This is a genomic window from Candidatus Moraniibacteriota bacterium, from assembly GCA_026396275.1.
Lineage (GTDB): Bacteria > Patescibacteriota > Minisyncoccia > Moranbacterales > JAPLXC01 > JAPLXC01.
The window spans coordinates 12,542-31,981 of sequence record JAPLXC010000011.1; the positions used below are offsets into that span (position 1 = coordinate 12,542).

19 protein-coding genes and 2 tRNA genes are annotated in these 19,440 nt (G+C 42.0%); 3 read left to right on the forward strand and 18 right to left on the reverse strand.

What is annotated here, in order from left to right; all coding sequences use genetic code 11:
• Positions 1–19: 19 nt before the first annotated feature.
• Positions 20–2,476 (reverse strand): AAA family ATPase, encoded by a 2,457-nt coding sequence (locus tag NT136_03055; protein MCX6765913.1) that lies wholly within the window; start codon positions 2,474–2,476, stop codon positions 20–22.
• Between the two features lie 96 nt (positions 2,477–2,572).
• Between NT136_03055 and NT136_03060 the strand changes: the two genes are divergently transcribed.
• The 3 genes from NT136_03060 to NT136_03070 are packed head-to-tail and all read left to right on the forward strand — an operon-like array spanning position 2,573 to position 6,191.
• Positions 2,573–4,456 carry a hypothetical protein gene (locus NT136_03060; GenBank protein ID MCX6765914.1) on the forward strand — a complete coding sequence of 628 codons (1,884 nt, stop codon included), beginning with the start codon at positions 2,573–2,575 and terminating at the stop codon, positions 4,454–4,456.
• 18 nt (positions 4,457–4,474) lie between these two features.
• The gene (locus tag NT136_03065) at positions 4,475–5,818 is read left to right on the forward strand and encodes a hypothetical protein (GenBank protein MCX6765915.1); all 1,344 of its coding nucleotides are present in this window, start codon (positions 4,475–4,477) and stop codon (positions 5,816–5,818) included.
• On the forward strand, positions 5,790–6,191 hold the full coding sequence (locus tag NT136_03070) for a hypothetical protein (GenBank protein ID MCX6765916.1): 402 nt from the start codon (positions 5,790–5,792) through the stop codon (positions 6,189–6,191). Before NT136_03065 ends, NT136_03070 begins: the two co-directional genes overlap by 29 nt.
• An 18-nt stretch (positions 6,192–6,209) precedes the next feature.
• Here NT136_03070 and NT136_03075 read toward each other — a convergent pair whose 3' ends face one another.
• From NT136_03075 to NT136_03155, 17 genes are all read right to left on the reverse strand, one after another.
• Positions 6,210–7,325 (reverse strand): glycosyltransferase family 1 protein, encoded by a 1,116-nt coding sequence (locus NT136_03075; protein ID MCX6765917.1) that lies wholly within the window; start codon positions 7,323–7,325, stop codon positions 6,210–6,212.
• A gap of 18 nt (positions 7,326–7,343) precedes the next feature.
• A tRNA-Gln gene (locus NT136_03080) sits at positions 7,344–7,414 on the reverse strand.
• Positions 7,405–7,665, reverse strand: coding sequence for a GIY-YIG nuclease family protein (locus NT136_03085; GenBank protein MCX6765918.1), 261 nt, complete (start codon positions 7,663–7,665; stop codon positions 7,405–7,407). Before NT136_03085 ends, NT136_03080 begins: the two co-directional genes overlap by 10 nt.
• A gap of 169 nt (positions 7,666–7,834) precedes the next feature.
• Positions 7,835–8,755, reverse strand: a complete 921-nt coding sequence (locus tag NT136_03090) for a permease-like cell division protein FtsX (protein MCX6765919.1) — start codon at positions 8,753–8,755, stop codon at positions 7,835–7,837.
• On the reverse strand, positions 8,752–9,432 hold the full coding sequence (ftsE, locus tag NT136_03095) for a cell division ATP-binding protein FtsE (GenBank protein ID MCX6765920.1): 681 nt from the start codon (positions 9,430–9,432) through the stop codon (positions 8,752–8,754). Before ftsE ends, NT136_03090 begins: the two co-directional genes overlap by 4 nt.
• 15 nt (positions 9,433–9,447) lie before the next feature.
• Positions 9,448–10,543 (reverse strand): peptide chain release factor 2 gene (gene prfB / locus NT136_03100; protein ID MCX6765921.1). Its coding sequence is split into 2 segments (ribosomal slippage): positions 9,448–10,476 and positions 10,478–10,543, totalling 1,095 coding nucleotides; the frame shifts between segments, so codons are not numbered across the junction.
• A 28-nt stretch (positions 10,544–10,571) separates the two neighbouring features.
• Complete coding sequence (locus tag NT136_03105) at positions 10,572–11,312, reverse strand: ZIP family metal transporter (protein MCX6765922.1); 741 nt, start codon at positions 11,310–11,312, stop codon at positions 10,572–10,574.
• Positions 11,313–11,403: 91 nt separating this feature from the next.
• Positions 11,404–11,925 (reverse strand): hypothetical protein, encoded by a 522-nt coding sequence (locus tag NT136_03110; GenBank protein MCX6765923.1) that lies wholly within the window; start codon positions 11,923–11,925, stop codon positions 11,404–11,406.
• 110 nt (positions 11,926–12,035) lie between these two features.
• Positions 12,036–12,108, reverse strand: a tRNA-Thr gene (locus tag NT136_03115).
• A gap of 18 nt (positions 12,109–12,126) precedes the next feature.
• Positions 12,127–13,032 (reverse strand): thiamine pyrophosphate-dependent enzyme, encoded by a 906-nt coding sequence (locus NT136_03120; protein ID MCX6765924.1) that lies wholly within the window; start codon positions 13,030–13,032, stop codon positions 12,127–12,129.
• Between the two features lie 47 nt (positions 13,033–13,079).
• A complete protein-coding gene (gene porA, locus NT136_03125) occupies positions 13,080–14,288 on the reverse strand; it encodes a pyruvate ferredoxin oxidoreductase (GenBank protein MCX6765925.1) in 1,209 nt (402 codons plus the stop codon).
• An 11-nt stretch (positions 14,289–14,299) separates the two neighbouring features.
• On the reverse strand, positions 14,300–14,575 hold the full coding sequence (locus tag NT136_03130) for a 4Fe-4S binding protein (protein MCX6765926.1): 276 nt from the start codon (positions 14,573–14,575) through the stop codon (positions 14,300–14,302).
• A gap of 67 nt (positions 14,576–14,642) precedes the next feature.
• Positions 14,643–15,215: a 2-oxoacid:acceptor oxidoreductase family protein gene (locus tag NT136_03135; GenBank protein ID MCX6765927.1), complete on the reverse strand. Its 573-nt coding sequence runs from the start codon at positions 15,213–15,215 to the stop codon at positions 14,643–14,645.
• Between the two features lie 192 nt (positions 15,216–15,407).
• Entirely contained in the window at positions 15,408–16,466 is a 1,059-nt protein-coding gene (locus tag NT136_03140; GenBank protein ID MCX6765928.1) for a DsbA family protein, read from the reverse strand.
• Between the two features lie 83 nt (positions 16,467–16,549).
• Positions 16,550–16,843 carry a hypothetical protein gene (locus NT136_03145; GenBank protein MCX6765929.1) on the reverse strand — a complete coding sequence of 98 codons (294 nt, stop codon included), beginning with the start codon at positions 16,841–16,843 and terminating at the stop codon, positions 16,550–16,552.
• A gap of 97 nt (positions 16,844–16,940) precedes the next feature.
• Positions 16,941–18,197, reverse strand: coding sequence for an ABC transporter permease (locus tag NT136_03150; GenBank protein MCX6765930.1), 1,257 nt, complete (start codon positions 18,195–18,197; stop codon positions 16,941–16,943).
• A 1-nt stretch (position 18,198) separates the two neighbouring features.
• Positions 18,199–19,440 carry an ABC transporter permease gene (locus NT136_03155; GenBank protein ID MCX6765931.1) on the reverse strand — a complete coding sequence of 414 codons (1,242 nt, stop codon included), beginning with the start codon at positions 19,438–19,440 and terminating at the stop codon, positions 18,199–18,201.

Sequence of the window (19,440 nt, forward strand, 5' to 3'; positions counted from 1 at the left end):
TCGCAAGTTAAAATGCCAGTTAATTCTCGGTGGAAACCTTTATCACTTCCCCTTTCTTCACTTTTCCGGCAATCATTTCTTTGGCTACCAGATCCTCAATCTTGTCTTCCACGTGGCGCTGGAGGGACCTGGCTCCAAAAATAGGATCATAACCGGAGCTTATTACTTTATCCACCACTCCGTCATCAAATTCTATTTCTATATTCTTTTCTTCCTGCAGGCGCCTGGCGAATTTCTTCATTATCATCTGCGCGACACTCCGCAGCACGTTGCCCTCAAGCGGCTGAAAAAAGATGATGTCATCAAAGCGATTAAGAAGCTCCAAGCGAAAGATGCCATTTGCAACCACATAGTCGATAAGCTTTTTCTTGATTTCTTCCGGTTCCCTTCCCTCCTCTATCATATTCTTGATAAGCGGCGCTCCGGCGTTAGAAGTGGCAATGACAATAATGTTGCGGAAACTGATTTTTTCCCCAAAAGCATCCGTTACATATCCTTCATCCAGAATCTGTAAAAATATGTCTAAAACATTCGGATAGGCCTTCTCAACTTCGTCCAAAAGAAGTAAAGAAAACGGATGATCCTTGACGGCGGAAGTAAGTCGGCCGGGCTGATTCAGCTCGCTGGACCCGATTAGCCGGTCAAGGGACGTTGGGCTTTGAAATTCGCTCATATCCAGCCGGATCATTTTTTCTTCACCTCCATAATAAACCTCAGCCAAGGCCTTGGCGGTCTCCGTCTTTCCCACTCCGGTAGGTCCTAGAAACAGAAAGCTTCCAACCGGCCGTTGAGTTCTTCCAATGCCGGTTCTGGCCCTTCGCAAGGCCTCAGCCACCTGGCGAACGGCCTCTTCCTGACCTATTACTCGTCGATGGAGAAACTCTTCAAGATTGAGAAGTTTTCCTCTTTCTTCCTGACGCACTTCCCCGTGGGGCATTCCTGTCTTTAGCTCAAGAAATTTATCAACGGTTTCGGTAGTAATAAAATAAGTTCCCGGATTTTTTTGCCAGAATATCAGCACTTCCATCGCCAGATCAAGAGCCCGTTCCGGCAAAGGAACTTCCCAATGATACCGGCCGGATGATGCAACAATATACTGAATGGCTTTGAGCGTAAATACAACTCTTCTTTCCTCCATTTTTTCAAAATCCTGAAGCAGTATTTCCAGTGTTTCCTGCTCGGTCGGCTCTTTCATTTCCACTACCTCAAGGTATTTCATAAACTGCTCATGTTTTTCAACCAGATTGTGATATTCTTTTTGCGTCGAGGTGGCAATAACCCTAAAGCTTGGCAATGCCAGATACTGACTCATTACCGCTGAGATATCAGGATGAAACATGCTGTCTCCTTTTCCTAAATAATTCTCAATATTTTCAAGAAACAAAATCACGTTTCCCGCATAAGCTGCTTCATGAAACATCGCGTGAAGAACATTATCAACATCTTTTCCCTCGCTCAAAACATTGGAAATAACTCTGCCAATATCAAACAATAAAATTCGGCTGTCGCTGAGCAGGTAATCAATTTGGCCGTGGCGAATAAGTCCGGCAAGATAATGAACTAAATTTTTCTTTCCCGATCCCGAATCCCCTACTAAAAGGGTGCTGCTTTGAACCGGACGCATCAAAACCAACTTGACCACTTCTAATTCTTCCTGCCGGCCGATAAGTTCCCGGCCGCAATACTCCGTCGGATCTACCCGAGAAAGATCAGTCGCATATTCATCGAGGTGGGGAGTATAAGCATAGGCCCAGTGTTTTCCGATTGGTGATATTTTATCCAGATTTTCCTTGAGCCAGAACTTTTTCTTGTTTTCTTTTTTTTGTCTCGCTCCTGCTTCCCAAGCGACAATCATTTCAAAATCCCCGCTGTTTAAATCCAGCGATTTCAGAAAAGAAGCTAGTGACTTAGAATTTTCAAAAATATTCTTATTTATTTCCTTTTTCGCCATCCCGAGGCGGTTAGCGACACGTTCAAGCCACTTTTTCTTGAATAATTCTTTGGCGCTCATTTGGATATAAGGAATCTGAAGCGAGTCGTGATAGAGAAGATAAAAAAGGAGGCCAAAAAGAAACAAGACCAGCGCCTCAAGCTGCGCCATTACGCTTCCTGCTATTGCTTTAGCCAAAACTAATAAAAAAAGGATTGGCCAGGAAAGCCAGATAAAAAGCAGTATTAGTCCTCCGAGAAAAAAACTGACAGTTACAACCAGGCCGGTTGTGACGACTGCCAAACGCATTAAAAAGCCGATGAAGCGCGAAAAAAAGTTGTCAACCAGAATTTCCAGTGATTTTAAAGGTTTCCATCCAAGCCAATAGCGAAAAACTACGTCTCTTTTCCAAGGAGAAAAAAGAGTGGCAGTGAGTTTAGTCATCGAGAAATAGCGCCAAAAAAAAGAAAGAAGATTTTTCCAGATTTCCAGAAATTCACTTATTCCCCTACTCCAATACCAGACAAAAAAATTGTCTTTTTTCATTTTATGTATTTTTCTCTGTTTTTTAGCTCCTTTCTTCCATTTTAGACCAGCCAGCGTTCCTTTGCAAACCGCCCGAATCCGGATATAATGGGAGTCATGGGAAACGAAAACAATGCCTTTGGCGATAATCGGATTTTCATAATTTTTGCTCTTTTTTGGGTCTTTTTGGGATGGCTGGGATTCATCCTGGCGCTCGCCGGTTTCTTTTATATTGGACTGATCATCGCCTATTTTATCTTGGCAATACCAGTTTCAGTTTACTATTTTGTTAAAAAACCGGGGTTTCGGATGCCTAAAGAAATTGTCGGCGTTTCTCTTTTCATTTTTATGGCAGTGACTATTTTTTCTTTTTTCGCTACTCCGACAATTTTTTCCGGCCGCGACCAGGGCGCCATCAGCGAAGCCGCGGTGCGTCTGGCTCAAAATCACCGGCTTGAATTTTCCACTCCCGCCAGCTCCGAGTTTTTTAAAATCTACCCCGCACCAAAATATAAATTCGCAAACTGCATAAATAATTGGAATAAAGATCGCGGTAATAAAAATTTCCTCGAATCGAAAATCGCCTCTATTTGGTGCGGGGCAAGTGCTTCCGGCAAAGCTCTTAATTTTCCGGGATTTTATTACACTCCCAATGGAAATTTAGTTACCCAGTTCCCCTTTCCCTATATATCCTGGCTGGCAATCTTTTATTCGCTTTTCGGCCTTATCGGGTTAATAGTTGCAAATGCAGTCCTGCTTTTTCTTTTTTTATTATCCTTTTATATTCTTGCTCGTTTATTTTCCGATAAATCGCCTTCTCTGCTTCTTCTGCTTTTGACATTTACTTCCTTTTCTTTTTCCTGGTTTTTTAAATTTACACTCTCCGAAAATATGGCGCTGGCAATTCTTTGGATTTCAATTTTTGCTCTGCTGAATTTTTTGAGAAAACAAGACAATCTGAATTACTTTTTTTATATCTCCTCGGCGTTTCTTTTAGTTTTCGTCCGGATAGAGGGAATTTTATTTCTGGCAACCGGACTGGCTGTGATTTTCTTTTTTTCAAAAACCAGAGATTATATCAAGAATGATCTTTTACGAAAAATTATAATTCCCCTGATTATTCTGGCGGGTTTGTTATTTTGGAATTTCACCAAAGATATCTATTTTTATAAAGAAATGGCCAGAGCCCTGCTGACAACTTTTTCCTCTGGTTCATTGGAAACAAAAGCCGGCATAGGGCTAACTGTTTCCTATTTTTTGCAAGTGTTTCTAATTTACGGGTTGTTTTCCTTTTTCATTTTGGGGACCATTGGAATTATTTACTTTTTAAAAAAGAGGGAGTGGGAAATTATGGTACCGCTATTTATTGTTCTTCCCTCTTTCTGGTATTTAATTAATTCCAATATTTCTCCCGATCACCCCTGGATGCTAAGAAGATTTGTTTTTTCTATTTTGCCGGCTTTTATTTTTTATTCAATTTTATTTTTGGCAATCTGGAAAGAAGAAGGCAGAAATAAAAGAAAAAAGTTGCTTTTCGTGTTGGTTATCGTTATTTTACTGCTATTTAATCTCCCGTCTTTTCTCAAATTCGCGACTTTTTCGGAAAATAAAGACCTGCTAAAACAAACTGCGGAGTTGAGCCAAAATTTTTCAGCCCGGGATTTGGTTTTAGTTGATCGGCAAGCCAGCGGCGACAGCTGGGCAATGATAAGCGGACCGCTTAGTTTTCTCCTTGGGAAAAACGCGGTTTATTTTTTCAATCCCTCTGATCTGGAAAAAATTAATCAGGAGAAATTTAACAGAACATATCTCATAGTTCCGGAAGAAAATATCGGATTCTACGAAAACAGCGACTCGGGAAAGAAGCTAAAATTTTTCAGGGACTATAATCTGAAAACGCAAAGATTAACCGTCGAAGAAAACCAAAAGCCGTTGGTTATTCTGCCTGATAAAAAGATTATTGAAGTTAAAGGAAAAATTTTTGAAATAAGCAGGGAATAATATTCATAATTTTTAAATATGTTTGATTTAACCAAAGAGATTGAATTGGAGCCGCGCTGGAAAATTTGGTACCAGCTTTTGCGCTGGCTGATGTATCTGGCTTTTGCCGTGGGAGCTTTATATTTTTCCTATCTTCTTCTTTTTCCCTCTCAATCATTTTCTTTTTTCTTCCGCTCGCCCCAGTCGTCAAAAAACACCATCACCGACCCGAGAAATTCCCAAAATATTCTCCCTGAACAGGGACAAATTAAGGCCGGAGATCAGTTAATCTTCTACATCTCGACCTTTGAAAGTTATTCCCAAGCCGAAACCAACCTTTTCTTAGAAAAGGACTCCCTGCCAATAAAGGGTGGAATTGTAACTGTCAAAAAATCGTTCCGGTCATTTTTTTATCCTTTAAGCAATCCTCTGGGACTAAAGGACGGGGGCTTAATCAAAAACAAAAGCGGCTATTTCATCATTTCTCAAGGAAAGCTAAGAAAGTTTTCTTCTTTAAAAATTGCGAGAGAACTGGGTTATAACTTAAATTCATTTAAGGATGTCCTAGAACAAGAAACCGCTTACAACGAGAAGGGTGATGAAGTTACCAGCTCATTAGAATATCCCGACGACACTATTTTTAAAATTTCCGGCGAATTTTACCAGCTTAAAAACCAACGGCTCCGGAAATTCATCAGCGAAAAGGCCTTTTTTAATCAATATTCTCCCGACAAAGCCATAGAAAAAGATGAAAATTTTCTTAAAAGATACGAGGTAGATGAAAATTATATCGGATTTAGTGACGGAACTCTTTTATCTAATGCTGAATCCGTGTTTATTGCCAGCGGCAATAAAATCTTTCCCATTTTGGATCCTCTGACTTTTGATTCAATGGGCTTTGACTGGAACGACGTGATACCGGCCAGCATGGAGGAAATAGGAATTTATGAAAAGCAAAAAATTTTTTACGTTAACGATCCCCATCCTGACGGAACGATCTTCGCCGGCCAGGATTCGGGAAGATATTACTACATCCAAAACGGGGAAAGGCACGAGCTTATCGGGACGGCTGTTATTGGGTCATACCTAAACAGAAACCCGGTGATTGTCCAGGAAAAAGGGCTGGAAGTAAATCAATGCGATTTGAAAAAAACCGCTTTTTTTTCCGAGGTCTATGGATGCGGGGTCTCAATAAAAAACCTCCAGTCCATTCTTGGAAATACCTACCAGTTCACGCTAAAACTGGATTCGGACGCGAGAGTCAATAATATGAATGTGGTGCTCAAAAAAACAGTAACCTGGCAAAATCTCCGCCTGCAGCTATCTGACATTTATAAAAAACTAATTATGCGTTATGCCGGAAAACAACAGCCAAAAAAATAATTTAGCCGCGCTTGCCTATAAGCTTCTCAACGACGCCTTATTGGTGCTGATTATTTTTTACCTTGCGGTATTGATAGCTGAAAATGTCATTCCGGGAATAATTTCCAGCCATATCGGTCTTACTAAAATTACCCTGCCTATTTTGATTGTCATTGCCGCGATATCGTATCTGGGGAAAAAATACAACTTTACTTTTCGAGAAAACGAGATGAAAAAAAGCAAGTTATTGCTTGCTCTGACTATATTGTTTTTGCTCCTTATCTCTCTTTCTCTTTTCAAATTCAGTATGATCGCGATCGCCGTTATCGTGCCGGCAACATTTTTGATATTTCTTTATTTTTACAAACTTATTTTTTCTTCTGACAGCCAGTAGCGAAACTTCCAGCTACTTCTACGATTTAAGATATTCAAGCGTTTCCCGGGCGCACTTTTCCCAGGAAAATTTTTTGAGTTGTTCAAGTCCTTTGGATATCAAACTGCTTTTTAGGCCTTCGTCCTTCAAGGTCCTTGTAATCGTGTCGGCTAATTCCTTCATGTCGCTTCCGGAAAAATATAATGCCGCGTCGCCGCTCACTTCCGGTAAACTGGAATTCCGGCTGCAGACTACCGGCACCCCGGCGGCAAAGGCCTCCAAAACAGGAATGCCAAAACCCTCGTAAAGAGAAGGGAAAACAAAAAGAGCGGCGTTTTGATAAAGAACAGCCAGCTCCTCAAAGCTTATTCCCCCGGTCAAAATAATGTCCTTCTGGTAAGGACTTTTTTCAATTTTTTCAATTATTCCTTCCCACAGCCACGCTTTCTCGCCGGCCAAAACCAGCTTTAGCTCAGGTTTTTCTTTTTTGATAAAATTAAAGGTCTCAATAAGAGTTTCCAGATTCTTGCGCGGCTGGATGGCGCCGACATACAGTATATAGCTTTTAGCTTGCAGGTGGTAGCTTTTTAGTACCTTTTTAATTTTATCTTCTGATATTTCTTTCTGAAATAATTCACTGTCGAACCCATGGTAAATTACGCGAACCTTTTCTTCCTTAATACCAGGATAAAATTTTAGAATGTCTCTTTTAGTTGACTGGGAGACAGCGATAATTTTATCCGATTTTTTTATGGCCAAATCCGCCAGAAAGTTCAGTTTCAGCAATTCTTTTTTGGGGAAATGATCGGAGAAATATTTAAACGCCAAATCATGAATGGTAACAACTGTTTTTAGGCCTTTTCTTCTTAAAATCGGGATATTATGCATTGGCATCCAGAGAACATCCGGTTTGTCTTTGCAAAGCTCCCGGGCAAAGCGGGTCTGGGTCCAAAAAAAAGGAAAATCCGCTTTTTTAAAGCGGTAATTAGGAAAATTGGGCGGACAAAGTTCGGGGTTAAAATCCCGGCGGTGGTAAATCAAAAATTCATCAGCCGGAGAAATTTTTCCGAGCCACTTGAGAACATTAAGCAGATAGACCCTGGTGCCGTCTATTCTTTTGTGGTCTAAATCCGCCGCTTGAATGGCAATACGCATAAAAAACTTTTACTACAGTTGGGGAGGTAGGATTCGGACCTACGATCACGGATCCAGAGTCCGTTGCCTTACCGCTTGGCTACTCCCCAATGTCTAAATTTTTAAAAATATTTTTTAACTCTTTTCTCCCCTTTCTTGATTTCAAATATTTTTCTCTAATCCTTGCCTCGCGCAAAGTTTTTAATTCCTCCTTATAGATCAATTTTAAGGGTCTTCTATTTTTAGTAGATTTGCACTTTCCAAAACTATGATCATTTAATCTTTTTTCTAAATTGTCTGTTGATCCCAGATATGATTTCTTGTCTTTTTGGCTCAGAAGCAAATAAACTGTTGGACTCATAATAAACCTTGTGCCTTATCCGCCTCGGCAAGGACGCCTCGGACGAGACGGGCCGCTTGCCTGTCCGCCTTTGACGGAGCTACTCCCCAAAATACTAAAACAAGCATTGCTGCTTGTTTTATCGTATCTCAAAATATGCCAAAAATCAACTTTAAGCTCTAGCTTTACCTTACACTTTCAGATATCTTCTAATCGCAATAAAACCACTGACTATTCCCAAAATTATTCCCGACGCGAAAAGGAACAGCGCGATCAGCCCGAAATACTGGAAATAAAGCGATTCCACACTCGCTCCAGCCATAATTTTTTGGATAATGGGATCCGTAAAAGCAACAGTGATAAAAAGCAAAAGAAGCGCGCCGACGGCGGAGAAAAGTCCATATAATATCCCTTCGAAGACATACGGCATCCGCACATACATGTTGGAGGCGCCAACGAGGCGCATAATTTCAAATTCCTGCCGGTGCGAATAAATAGTCAGACGAATGGTATTAAAGGTAATCAGCACAGCGATAATTATAAAAATGGATCCCAGCACGAACCCGACTCTTTCCGCGAGGCGTATCAGATTATTAAGCCGTTCAATAGCCGTCCTGTTTTTTTCATAATTAATCCGGCTTATCTCCTCTCGAAAATTCGACTGCTCAATAGCTTGAGCGATGATTCCGTATTGTTCCGACTGATGCGCCCTGATGACAAGGGCTGCCAGCAAGGGGTTCTCCCCTATTTCCTCCAGCGCCTGGGTAATGGAAGGGTCATTGTTTCCGCTGGCCAAAAATTCTTTGAGCGCTTGATCTTTCGAAACATAATCAATTGATTTAATTTCCCGATAGCCAGTGAGTTTATCTTTGATTTCCAGAATTCTTTCTTCTTTTACCTCTGGATTAAAATAAATACTGACGTTTATCTTGTCCTCAACGCTTTTCAAAATGGAGTCGGTGGAAATCCCGACTAGAATAGTAATGCTCAAAATATAAAGGGAGATGGTCAGGATGCTGACTGTCGCAAAACTCAGCCAGCCGTTGCGGTAAAAATTTTTCAGCCCTTCTTTAAACGTTCTCCAGAGTTTTAATAGCTTTGTGCGTTTCATATTGCGTATTTTCCTTTTTTATGATCTCTGATAATTCTTCCTCTGTCCATGGCCACTACTCGCCGGTTAATTTTATCCACGATGTCCTTGTTGTGAGTGGCCAGAAGCACGGTAGTGCCCAAGCTGTTTATCTTGAGAAGCAGCTGAATGACATCCCAGGAGGAAATCGGATCCAAATTTCCCGTCGGTTCATCGGCAATAATGACCAGTGGCCGGTGAACCAGGGCGCGGGCAATTGAGTTTTTTTGCTGTTCCCCGCCAGAGAGCTGCCAGGGATATTTTTCCATTTTGTCGCCCAATCCCACGATATCCAGAATGCTGGGAACTTTTTCCGCAATTTCTTCGGCTGGTTCCCCAGCTACCTCAAGCGCGTAGGCGACATTTTCAAATACGGTTCGCTGAGGAAGAAGTTTAAAGTCCTGAAAAATCGTTCCGATGTTGCGGCGATAATAAGGAAGATGCCTTTTCTTGATGGTATCCAGTGGCCGGTCATTGAAATAAACCTGCCCTGAAGTCGGCTGCTCTTCGGCATAAATTAGTTTTAGCAGGGTGGATTTTCCCGCTCCGCTTTGTCCGACAATGGAAACGAATTCTCCCTGTCCAATTTTAAGGTTAATACCCTCCAGGGCGATAAAATCGCCGGGAAATATCTTTGAAACGTTTTCAAATTTAATCATACTGATATTATTTTATCACCAATGTTCTCTTGCCGCAAACCGAAGATACGCTTCAGTAAACTCATTTAATTCCCCGTCCAGCACTTTTTCCGGATTAGCGGTCTCATACTTTGTCCGATGGTCTTTTACTAATTTATACGGATGGAGCACATAGGAGCGAATTTGATTTCCCCACTCGGCGCTTTTGAACTCTCCCCTTAATTTATGCTTTTCTTTTTCTTGGTCTTCAAGATATTTTTGGTGAAGTTTGGCGGTAAGCACTTTCATTGCCTGTTCTTTATTCTGCGTCTGGGAGCGCTCGTTTTGCATGCTTACGACAATGCCGGTGGGAAAATGGGTAATGCGCACGGCGCTGTCGGTTTTATTTACGCTTTGGCCGCCGGCGCCCGAAGATCGGTAAGTGTCTATTTTAAGATCTTTATTGCTTATTGCCACTTCTTTTATTTCCCCGATTACCGGCAAAACCTCTACTAATGCAAAAGATGTCTGGCGAAGATTATCAGCGTTAAATGGGGAAAGCCGGACCAGCCGGTGGACGCCGGCCTCGCTTTTCAGGTTTCCATAAGCGTAGGGACCTTCGATTTCTGCTGTTGCGCTTTTTATCCCCGCCTCCCCTCCCCGTGATTCATCAAGAATTTTTGCTTTAAAATTATTTTTCTCCACCCAGCGGAGATACATCCGAAGAAGCATTTCCGCCCAGTCCTGGGCGTCTACTCCTCCGGCGCCGGCGTGAATGGACAGAATCACATCGTTTCTGTCATAGGATCCTCCTAAAAGTGCCTGGAATTCAAGCTTATTTATTTTCTTTTCTAAATCCGAAACCTGCTTTTCTAATTCATCACGGTCTTTTTCTGAAGCCGCGATACTCAAAAGTTCCTCAAGTTCTTTCAACTGATTTTCCAGTTTTTCCAGTCCTCCAACTTCATCCCTGAGTAATTCTAGCTCTTTTAATATCTTCGCGGCTTTTTCCCGATCATTCCAAAAATCCTTATCCGCGCCAATTTTCTCTAAGTCCGCGATTTTCCGCGTCTTTCCGGAAACATCAAAGACAGTCCCGCAAAAGCGGGAGTTTATTCTTGAGTATTTGAAGTTTTTCTTGGAGCTCTCTCATAAGCCAAATAATAACAAGAAGGTTCTATTTAATCAAGTAAGAGAAGTGCAAACATTAATCCGATTCCTAAGATGAAAGTGATTAATTGCCAAAATGATTTTTTCGGTTCCGTATCTTTGTGAAGCTCCGGAATCAAATCAGTGCTGGCAATATAAATAAATCCTCCGGCGGCGAAAGGAACAAGAAAATTAACCAAAAAACCGACTTGCCCACTTATGGCCAGTACTAACAATGCTCCGGCTACTGCCGCCAGAGCAGTAAGAAAATTAAATGCCAAGGCCTTTAATCGTGAAAATCCTCCGTAGACCAGCGAACCAAAGTCCCCCACTTCTTGGGGAATTTCATGAAAAACTACCGCCAGTGTGGTAGCAATACCGACGGGGATACTAACCAGAAAACTCGCTGCAATTATCAAGCCATCAATGAAATTATGCAATGTGTCTCCAGCCAAAATAATATAAGAAAACGGGTGGGGATGTTCGGCAGAAGCAACCACGTGGCAATGCCTCCAGTGAATGAACTTTTCTAATATAAAAAATATAATAATACCGGATAAAATATAAAGAGAAACGTGCAAAGGAGCCGTATTTCCGTAGGCCTCCGGAATAAGATGGATAAAAGCGTCACCGAGCAGCGTGCCGGCGGAAAAACTCACGAGATAAATTAAGACCCGAGCTAATTTTTTCTGATCAAGAGAAAAAGTAAAAATTCCGACGAGCGAAATTAAGCTGATAATTATGACTGACGATAAGGTGTAAAGCCAAACCATGAATCAGGTTGTAGCTTGTTAGCTTGTAGCTTATTAGATACTTATAAAAGCTGTTAGGAATCTAAGATGCTAAAAAGCTAAATCCTAAAAGCTATTTTAAATAATTCTTAATCAACTCGATATGATCTTCTTCCGCTTGTGAAAGCGCGGTGAACAAAATTTTTATGTTTTGCTCCTCCGCTTCTTGCATAAACTGCTTATACAAATTAGCTGCGTTTTCTTCTAGGACTATCGTCTTTTTGAAATTCTCAATATCTTCGTCATCGCAGGATTCTTCGCCAATCACCGGCCGTTCGGTCTGAAGCAACTTCGTTACTATTACCGCGTGCTCCATTTCTACTTTAGCCAAGCGCTTATACATTGCTTTTATTTCGTAGGATTTGGCTTTCCCAGCCATGCAGGTATAAATAGCAACAGCTCTTATTTCAAGATCATAAGTTGCTTTAAGATTCTTAATAGACTGCTCGCTTAAATCAATTTTTTCATTGACTATCGGCTTAGCTTCGCTACCAGGTTTGATAAAATTTTCTCTCGCTCCGCAAAAAGGGCAATTTTTTGGCTTCTCTAAGCCAATATACGCATCACCGCATATTTCACAGATGAATGTTTTCATAAGCTCCTACAAATTACAAATTATTTAAGCGTGATAATTTTTACTACAGTATACTGAAATACTGTAGTAAATTACTTTTAATTAAAGTGCATTGCCCCGCCAGATCTTTGAGCCCACGGTCAGGATTGAACTGACGACCTATGCGTTACGAATGCATCGCTCTACCAACTGAGCTACGTGGGCAGTTTAATCATTATAACGCTATTTTTTACTTTTATCAAGAAGTTCCTTCCATCTCTCATCCACCATTCCCTGAATCTTTTCAATGACCTTCTTATTTTCCGGCTTAAATAAATGCTTGAATCTTCCCTGGGTTTTCAAAAATTCTTCCACCGGTTTCGGACTTTTAGGTAAGTAATTAATTACGTATCTCCTTTTTTCTATTTCATAAAGCGGCCAGAAATTGGTTTCTGTTGCCAGCCGGCCGACATTCACGTATTGCGAAGTGGGAAATTTCCACAAATTAGTGCAGGGCTGAAGGACCAATAAAAATGCCGGTCCTTCTGTCGCTAAGGCCTTTTTAGCTTTTTGCTCTAAATCTTCAAGATAAGCCACATTGGCTTGGGCCGCGTATTTCACGTGATGGGCATCCACAATTTGCATGATATCTTTCCGGGTGAGTTCATTTCCGATATCATGCACTCCAAACGGCGTGGTTTCTGTTGAAGCGCCGTATGGCGAGGCGCTTGATCGCTGGCCACCGGTGTTCATATAGCCCTGATTGTCATAGCAAACATAAAGGAAATTATGACCTCGCTCCAGCGCGCCGGAAAGTGATTGCAGGCCAATATCGTATGTTCCACCATCGCCGGCAAAGACGACAATTTTAGCTTGTCTCTTTACCTTTCCTTTTTTTAGTAGCACCTTCTGGGCAGATTCTATTCCTGATGCAGTCACTGCCGCGTTTTCAAAGGCGTTGTGGATATAAGGTACTCTCCAGGCAGTATATGGATAAAGCGTTGTAGTTACCTCACCACACCCGGTAGCATTGGCTACAATTACCGGCTTATCGGTTGCCCCAAGAACCGTTCTGAAAATCGCCGGAATTCCGCATCCGGCGCAAGTGCTGTGCCCGGGAGCCAATTTTTCAGTTAGTTTTTTGTTCATGAGATTCTCTACGAATTACGAATTGTGTACGAATATACGAATATCGCTTAATTTTTATTTCCTATATATCTAATTTCACCGGCTTTATCTCCATCAGCTAAATCTTCAAAAACTTCTTCAATATCTTTTTGAAAAATTTCCCGGCCGCCAAGACCGTAAACGTAGGATTGTATAAAGTATTTTGTATCATGTATAAAGTATGATTTATTTTTATTTATACTTGATACTTGATACATGCTATTTAATACTTCTTGATAAATTGGCGGGTGAGTTCCCGGCGAAAGCGCGCGGTCTAAAACAGCAATACCCTTGGCGTTTTTGATAACCCTGGCAATCTCTTTATAAGGAAACGGGCGAAAGAGCTTGATTTTCACCAATCCCGCTTTTATCCCTTGAGAGCGAAGATTGTCTGCTGCCACTTTTATCGTCCCGGCAGTCGAGCCCGCCGCGACAATAACATAATCCGCAGTTGCGACCCGATAACTTTCCAATAAATCATAATGCCTTCCGGAAATACGCTTAAATTCAGCGGCAATCTTTTGATATTCTCCAAAAACGTTTTGCATCGCTTCTTCCTGGCCTTTTTTGAATTCAAAATAAGAATTGGGAAGTGCCACCGGTCCGAAAGTCACCGGATCGGAAATATTCAAAAGATATTTTTCCGGCTGGTATTCCCCGACAAATTTTTTTACGATATTGTCCGGCAGAATCTCCAAATTTTCCACGCTATGCGATGTAATAAACCCATCCATTACAACCATTACGGGAAGTTTCATAATTTCTGCCAGTTTCATGCCGATCAGGGTATTATCATACGCTTCCTGGACATTCTCCGAAAAAATTTGAATCCAGCCGGCGTCGCGCGCTCCCATAACATCACTGTGGTCGCAGTGGATATTAATCGGAGCGGAGAGAGCTCGGGCGGAAACCAGCATCAGAATCGGAAGGCGAAGGCCGCTGGCGATATAAAGAACTTCATTCATTAGGGCCAATCCCTGGGAACTGGTCGCTGTCACCGTGCGTGCTCCCGCAGCCGACGCACCCACGCAGGCGCTCATCATAGAATGTTCCGATTCCACCGGAATGATTTCTGTGCCTACTAACGCTTCAGCCTGAAATTTAGCAAAGGTCTCAATAATCGGTGTCTGGGGAGTGATCGGATAAACCGGCATCACATCCGGATCAATCTGCCGCAGGGCCTCGGCCGCTGCTGCTCCACCCGTCAACGCTACACGTTTTTTAGTATTATGTATCATGTACTAGTAATTTATTCTTTAATCATTACTATCGCCTTTTGCGGGCATTCTGCTGCACAAACCCCGCATCCTTTGCAAAAATCGTAATCAATTTCCGCCACTTTTTTATTCTTTGCTGCTTGTCGCTTATCGCTTGCCGCTAATTCTATAGCTGCTTCCGGACAATATTTAACACACGTGCCGCAGCCGACGCACTTTTTTTTGTTCACTACTGGCTTCATATACCGCCAATTGCCGGTTCGCGGAGCTTTTTCTATGTTGTGTTTTATGACTGCATCTTGTTCCATGTGTTTCTTTACTAATTACGAATTTATTTACTAAGTATATTCGTACTTGATTAGTAATTCGTAAAGATCAAATCGCGTCATATCCTTCCTGAATCGCTCTTACATTTTTCTCTGTCATTTCTTTCCCGATCTTCTTTTCAAAAATTTTTCTAAACTCGTGAGTTATACTTTCCAGTTTGACTACCTCGGTAATCTGAACAATTTTCCCCAGGACTACCGAATTGGTATTCGGCTGGCCAATGACTGCAAGCGCCAGTCCCGTCGCGTCAATGGGATAAATTCTCCCTTGAAAGTTCTTTACCATTTGCGCTATTTCTTCTCTGTTTCTCTTAGTATTAATTATTAATGACTCGTGGCGGTCCAAATTTTCCGCTACTTTTTCACTTCCTAAAAGAGTTTCATCCAAAACTACCACCGCGTCCGGGTCAATTACCGGCTCGTGAGTCCTGATTGGTTCGGAAGAGACGCGAACATAAGCTCTCGTCGGAGCGCCACTTCTTTCCGGCCCGAAAAAAGGGAAGGCCTGAACATATTTTCCCTCCCTAACTGCTGCTTGAACAATAATTTCAGCAGCGGTTTTGGCTCCTTGTCCCGCTCGCGCAAAAAAGATAATTTCAAAAGTGTCTTTGTTAAACTTCATGATTTCCCTACTAATTACTAATCATATACTAATATACGAATAAATAAATTATAACATAATTGCCTTAAAATTTAAAATATACGCTAAAAATTAGTATATTTGTATGTGATTAGTATTTAGTAGACATAACAAAAGAGGCGGGCACTTTGATTTCCCCGCCTCCTGATAGATATTACTGAAAAATGATCTTGCTTATTTCGCCAGCTGCTCGTCAATTAATTTCTTTATCTCATCATACGCAATCACTCCGTTCATAAACTGATCATTGATGAAAGTTGAGGGAGTTCCTCCAATTCCGAAGCTTCTCGCTTCTTCTTTATCCCGATTCACTTTATCCTGATATTTCTTGCTGTCCAGACACTGATTAAACTGGGAGGAATTTAGGCCGAGTTGAAGCGCGTAGCTCTTGAATTTTTGCGTTCCCTCCAACTTGCCCCAATTACTCTGGTCCTCAAATAATTTATCAACATACGGCAATGACTTACCCTGCTCATTGGCGCATTCGGAAGCAAGGGCCGCGTTTTCCGCCTGCAAGTGGAATTCCAGCGGAAATTGCTTATAGACAAACAATATTTTGTCTCCATAGTCCCTGATTGCCTTGCTTATGGAGTTTAAGTGAAAAGCCCGGCAATAAGGGCACTGAAAATCGGAAAATTCAACAATTTTTACTTTTGCCTCTTTATTTCCGACTTGGATGTCATTCTCAGAAATTGAGGGGATTTCAAGATATTTTCCCGGCTGCAGTCCCAGTTCCGCTGTGCGCAACAGGAACTGGTTATTTTTCTTTTCAAATAGAGCACTGGCTTGCTGGTAAAAATCGGTCTTTTCCACGTCAGACGAAAATATAAAAGCTGGAACGGTTTTGACACCGGTTTTAGCTATCAGATCTTTTCCTTCGGGTGAGTTTAGATCAACTTTTTGAGTCAGAATTGTGGGAACAACCCTACGGAGCCACACCAGCGCCTGGTCCGGCTGGCAATTTTCGCAACTGTCGTCGGTAATCACCTGGATTTTCACAATCGGCTCGGAATAAGCCACCCAGGTTTTCCCGTCCAGAGTAAACACATCTGTTTTATTGAGCACCCGCTGGGAAAATCCATTCCCTTTCAACAGCTGCGCCACATCGACAAAAATACTTCCGATAAACAAGCCGCCCAAAAGAATAGACAAAGCAATCAGATTTTTTATCTTTTTATCTGCTTCTATCATCTCTTTAGCAGGTGCTTCTTCTATTTTTTTATTTTCTTCCATTCTGTAAGTAAAATTTCAACTTAAGCAAAAATTGCCGGAGCGAAATTTATTTAATTATTACAACTTTAATGCGCTGCAAAAAATTATTGTCCGCAGGATCCATTACCCGCCTGACTTGAGTTTGACTGCTGTCCGGCCTCTGCCTCTGCAGCTAAATTCTTCTGAATCTGGCTGATATCATAGGACTGGCGCAGAGAAGAGATTTTATAGTCATAAAAACCGACGGTAATCCTCTTTATGGCTTCCGTTTTTATCACCACTCCAAGCAAAAATCCCAGAATTAAAAAAAGGGCAAGCTCAAAATAGAGATCTTTTTTCTTCTTTGAAAGAGTATTCTTGCTCTCCATAGTGTTAAAGCCAATAATTTTTACCCTCATAGTTTAACATGCCGCCTCAAACAGCGCAATGTTGACATTTTTCTATTTTTGTGATGTTATTGGTGCTGATGAACAAGAGATGCTTAAAAATATAGCCCTACTCTTTCCGCAAAGCTTCCATTGGACTTAACTGCGATGCCTTCTGCGCCGGATAATATCCAAAAAGAATTCCCACCGCCGCGGAAAAACCGGTGGCAATGAGAACCGATTGCAAGGTGACGGCAAGCGCTAGATTGAACCCCAGCCGGGCAAAAATCAAAGACAAAAGCGACAAAAACAAAAACCCGAAAATAATTCCCACGATTCCCCCGGCCAGCGTCACAAAAATCGCTTCCAGCAAAAATTGTTTGAGAATATCTCCTGACCGCGCGCCTACGGCTTTGCGCAGTCCAATTTCAAATGTGCGTTCTACCACCGCCACATACATAACATTCATAATCCCCACTCCCCCAACCACCAGCGAAATGGAGGTGAGCGCCAAAAGCAAAATATTTATTGTGTTAAAAACCGTGCCGATGATATCCTGCACTTCCTTGAGAGATGTGACCGAAAAATCATCCTTGTCCGGATCGGTGATGCCGTGAAGACGGCGCATCGTATCAGTGATGTCCGCCGACGTCGCATCCAAAAGATTTTCATCCTGGACCTTGATTATAATATTGCGCAGATAATCTATGCCCAGTATTTTTTTCTGAAGCGTGCGTACCGGCAGATAAATCAATTCGTCATAATTCACTACGCCGAATGTCCCGCGTTTTTCCAAGACGCCGACAACTTTGTAATTTTTATTGCCGATTTTTATTTCTTTTCCAATCGCCCCGGTATCCCCAAAAAAAGTTTGCTTGATATCGGGACCAACGACCACCACCTGAGCTAGACTGCGATCATCGGCCTCTGTGAAAAAATTTCCTTCCGTCACTTTGACACCGGGATCCGTTTCTAAAACTCCGGCACTGGTTCCAAAAAGTAAAGTGCGCTTTTTCACGCCCTGATAACTGGAAATTTCCTGAGTATAGTTAGCCGTATACAGCGCCTCTACATTGGGAAGTTTTGCGATAGCATCCGCATCCTCTTGTTTTAAAGTTGTAATCTGAATGCCCATCGCTTGTCCTAAAGCATTTTGCGTGGAAGTCTTTCCGGTTGCCGGCACTTTAACTTCAACTTGGATCACATCGTTGCCGAAAGTTCCAATTAGATCAAGAATGAAACTTTTAACTCCTTGCCCGCTGGACATAATCACAATCACCGAAGTAATCCCAATCACAATTCCGAATAGCGTCAAAACCGTCCGGCCGATGTTGGAACGGAGGTTTTTAAATGCTAATTTTACTGATAGGATAATTTCGTGGAACATATTATTCGTATCTCAACGCCTCCATCGGTGAAACTTTTGCCGCTTTTCTGGCCGGATACATGCCAAAAATCAAGCCTATTAAAATTGTTACTGTTGTCGCAATGATGATTGATTGTCCGGTAATTAAAAATTGCCAGACATAGCCCAGACGGTTGATAATCACCGACGCAAAATAAGACACTAGGATTCCCAAAATGATTCCCAAAATTCCTCCAACTAGAGTAATAAAAACAGATTCTACTAAAAATTGCGTGATAATGCTGGAATTGCGCGCGCCTACGGCTTTGCGCAAGCCGATTTCGCGGATTCTTTGATTGACCGCGATGAGCATTATATTCATAACTCCCACTCCCCCGACCAGAAGCGAAATAGCCGCGATTGACGTCAGAAAATATTTCAAAACATCTGTGATGTTAGTCAGTATGGAAAGCGCCTGCGCCGTGGTGCGCACTGAAAAATCGTCATCGGTTGGATCTTTGATATTATGATTGTTCCGCAGCGTGGTTTTAATGTCCGCGACTGTCTGATTCAAATTTTGCGGATTATTAATCTTAGCCCGGATAAAATTAAGATAATCAATTCCCAGGATTAATTTTTGCGCCGTGAAAAGCGGCACAAATATATTCTGGTCGGTGTTGGAGAAACCGGACGATCCTTTTTTCTCTAAAATTCCGACCACCGTAAAATTCAAATCCTTTATGGTTAGCGTTTTGCCGATTGGATCCTCATTGGGGAAAAAATCTCTGACTCTGTCCGCGCCTAAAACCACAACCCGCGCCAGATTAGTTTCTTCTTCGGGCATAAAAAATCTGCCTTCTGCCACTTTAATATTCTCTACATTGATCAGCTGCGGGCTTACGCCCTGGAAAGTCACCGCAAAATTATTGTCCCGATATTCGGCCACAGCCGAACCGGTCACATAGCCGGAAGCATTTACGACATCCGGCACATTGTCCTTGTTTAAGATCGATTTTAGATCACTATATTTTAGCGTGGTGATGATTGTTCCGAAAACGGTGGCTGGCGGGCCTTTTTCTTCCGATCCGCCCGGCAGAATACCGATGAGATTAGAACCGACACCAGACACCTGATCCAGAATCAGCTGTTGCGCGCTGGCTCCTATCGCCATGACAATAATGACCGAGGCCACGCCAATAATAATTCCCAGCACAGTCAAAAAAGAGCGCCACTTCGCCGCCATCAGATTTTTGTATGAGATTTTAATAGGATTCCAGAGCGTCAT

What these genes read in the sequence shown, in the direction of transcription:
- NT136_03055 (MCX6765913.1), bottom strand. Translation starts at nt 2,476, where the DNA reads ATGAAAAAAGACAATTTTTTTGTCTGGTATTGGAGTAGGGGAATAAGT.
- NT136_03060 (MCX6765914.1), top strand. Translation starts at nt 2,573, where the DNA reads ATGGGAAACGAAAACAATGCCTTTGGCGATAATCGGATTTTCATAATT.
- NT136_03065 (MCX6765915.1), top strand. Translation starts at nt 4,475, where the DNA reads ATGTTTGATTTAACCAAAGAGATTGAATTGGAGCCGCGCTGGAAAATT.
- NT136_03070 (MCX6765916.1), top strand. Translation starts at nt 5,790, where the DNA reads ATGCCGGAAAACAACAGCCAAAAAAATAATTTAGCCGCGCTTGCCTAT.
- NT136_03075 (MCX6765917.1), bottom strand. Translation starts at nt 7,325, where the DNA reads ATGCGTATTGCCATTCAAGCGGCGGATTTAGACCACAAAAGAATAGAC.
- NT136_03085 (MCX6765918.1), bottom strand. Translation starts at nt 7,665, where the DNA reads ATGAGTCCAACAGTTTATTTGCTTCTGAGCCAAAAAGACAAGAAATCA.
- NT136_03090 (MCX6765919.1), bottom strand. Translation starts at nt 8,755, where the DNA reads ATGAAACGCACAAAGCTATTAAAACTCTGGAGAACGTTTAAAGAAGGG.
- ftsE (MCX6765920.1), bottom strand. Translation starts at nt 9,432, where the DNA reads ATGATTAAATTTGAAAACGTTTCAAAGATATTTCCCGGCGATTTTATC.
- NT136_03105 (MCX6765922.1), bottom strand. Translation starts at nt 11,312, where the DNA reads ATGGTTTGGCTTTACACCTTATCGTCAGTCATAATTATCAGCTTAATT.
- NT136_03110 (MCX6765923.1), bottom strand. Translation starts at nt 11,925, where the DNA reads ATGAAAACATTCATCTGTGAAATATGCGGTGATGCGTATATTGGCTTA.
- NT136_03120 (MCX6765924.1), bottom strand. Translation starts at nt 13,032, where the DNA reads ATGAACAAAAAACTAACTGAAAAATTGGCTCCCGGGCACAGCACTTGC.
- porA (MCX6765925.1), bottom strand. Translation starts at nt 14,288, where the DNA reads ATGATACATAATACTAAAAAACGTGTAGCGTTGACGGGTGGAGCAGCA.
- NT136_03130 (MCX6765926.1), bottom strand. Translation starts at nt 14,575, where the DNA reads ATGGAACAAGATGCAGTCATAAAACACAACATAGAAAAAGCTCCGCGA.
- NT136_03135 (MCX6765927.1), bottom strand. Translation starts at nt 15,215, where the DNA reads ATGAAGTTTAACAAAGACACTTTTGAAATTATCTTTTTTGCGCGAGCG.
- NT136_03140 (MCX6765928.1), bottom strand. Translation starts at nt 16,466, where the DNA reads ATGGAAGAAAATAAAAAAATAGAAGAAGCACCTGCTAAAGAGATGATA.
- NT136_03145 (MCX6765929.1), bottom strand. Translation starts at nt 16,843, where the DNA reads ATGAGGGTAAAAATTATTGGCTTTAACACTATGGAGAGCAAGAATACT.
- NT136_03150 (MCX6765930.1), bottom strand. Translation starts at nt 18,197, where the DNA reads ATGTTCCACGAAATTATCCTATCAGTAAAATTAGCATTTAAAAACCTC.
- NT136_03155 (MCX6765931.1), bottom strand. Translation starts at nt 19,440, where the DNA reads ATGACGCTCTGGAATCCTATTAAAATCTCATACAAAAATCTGATGGCG.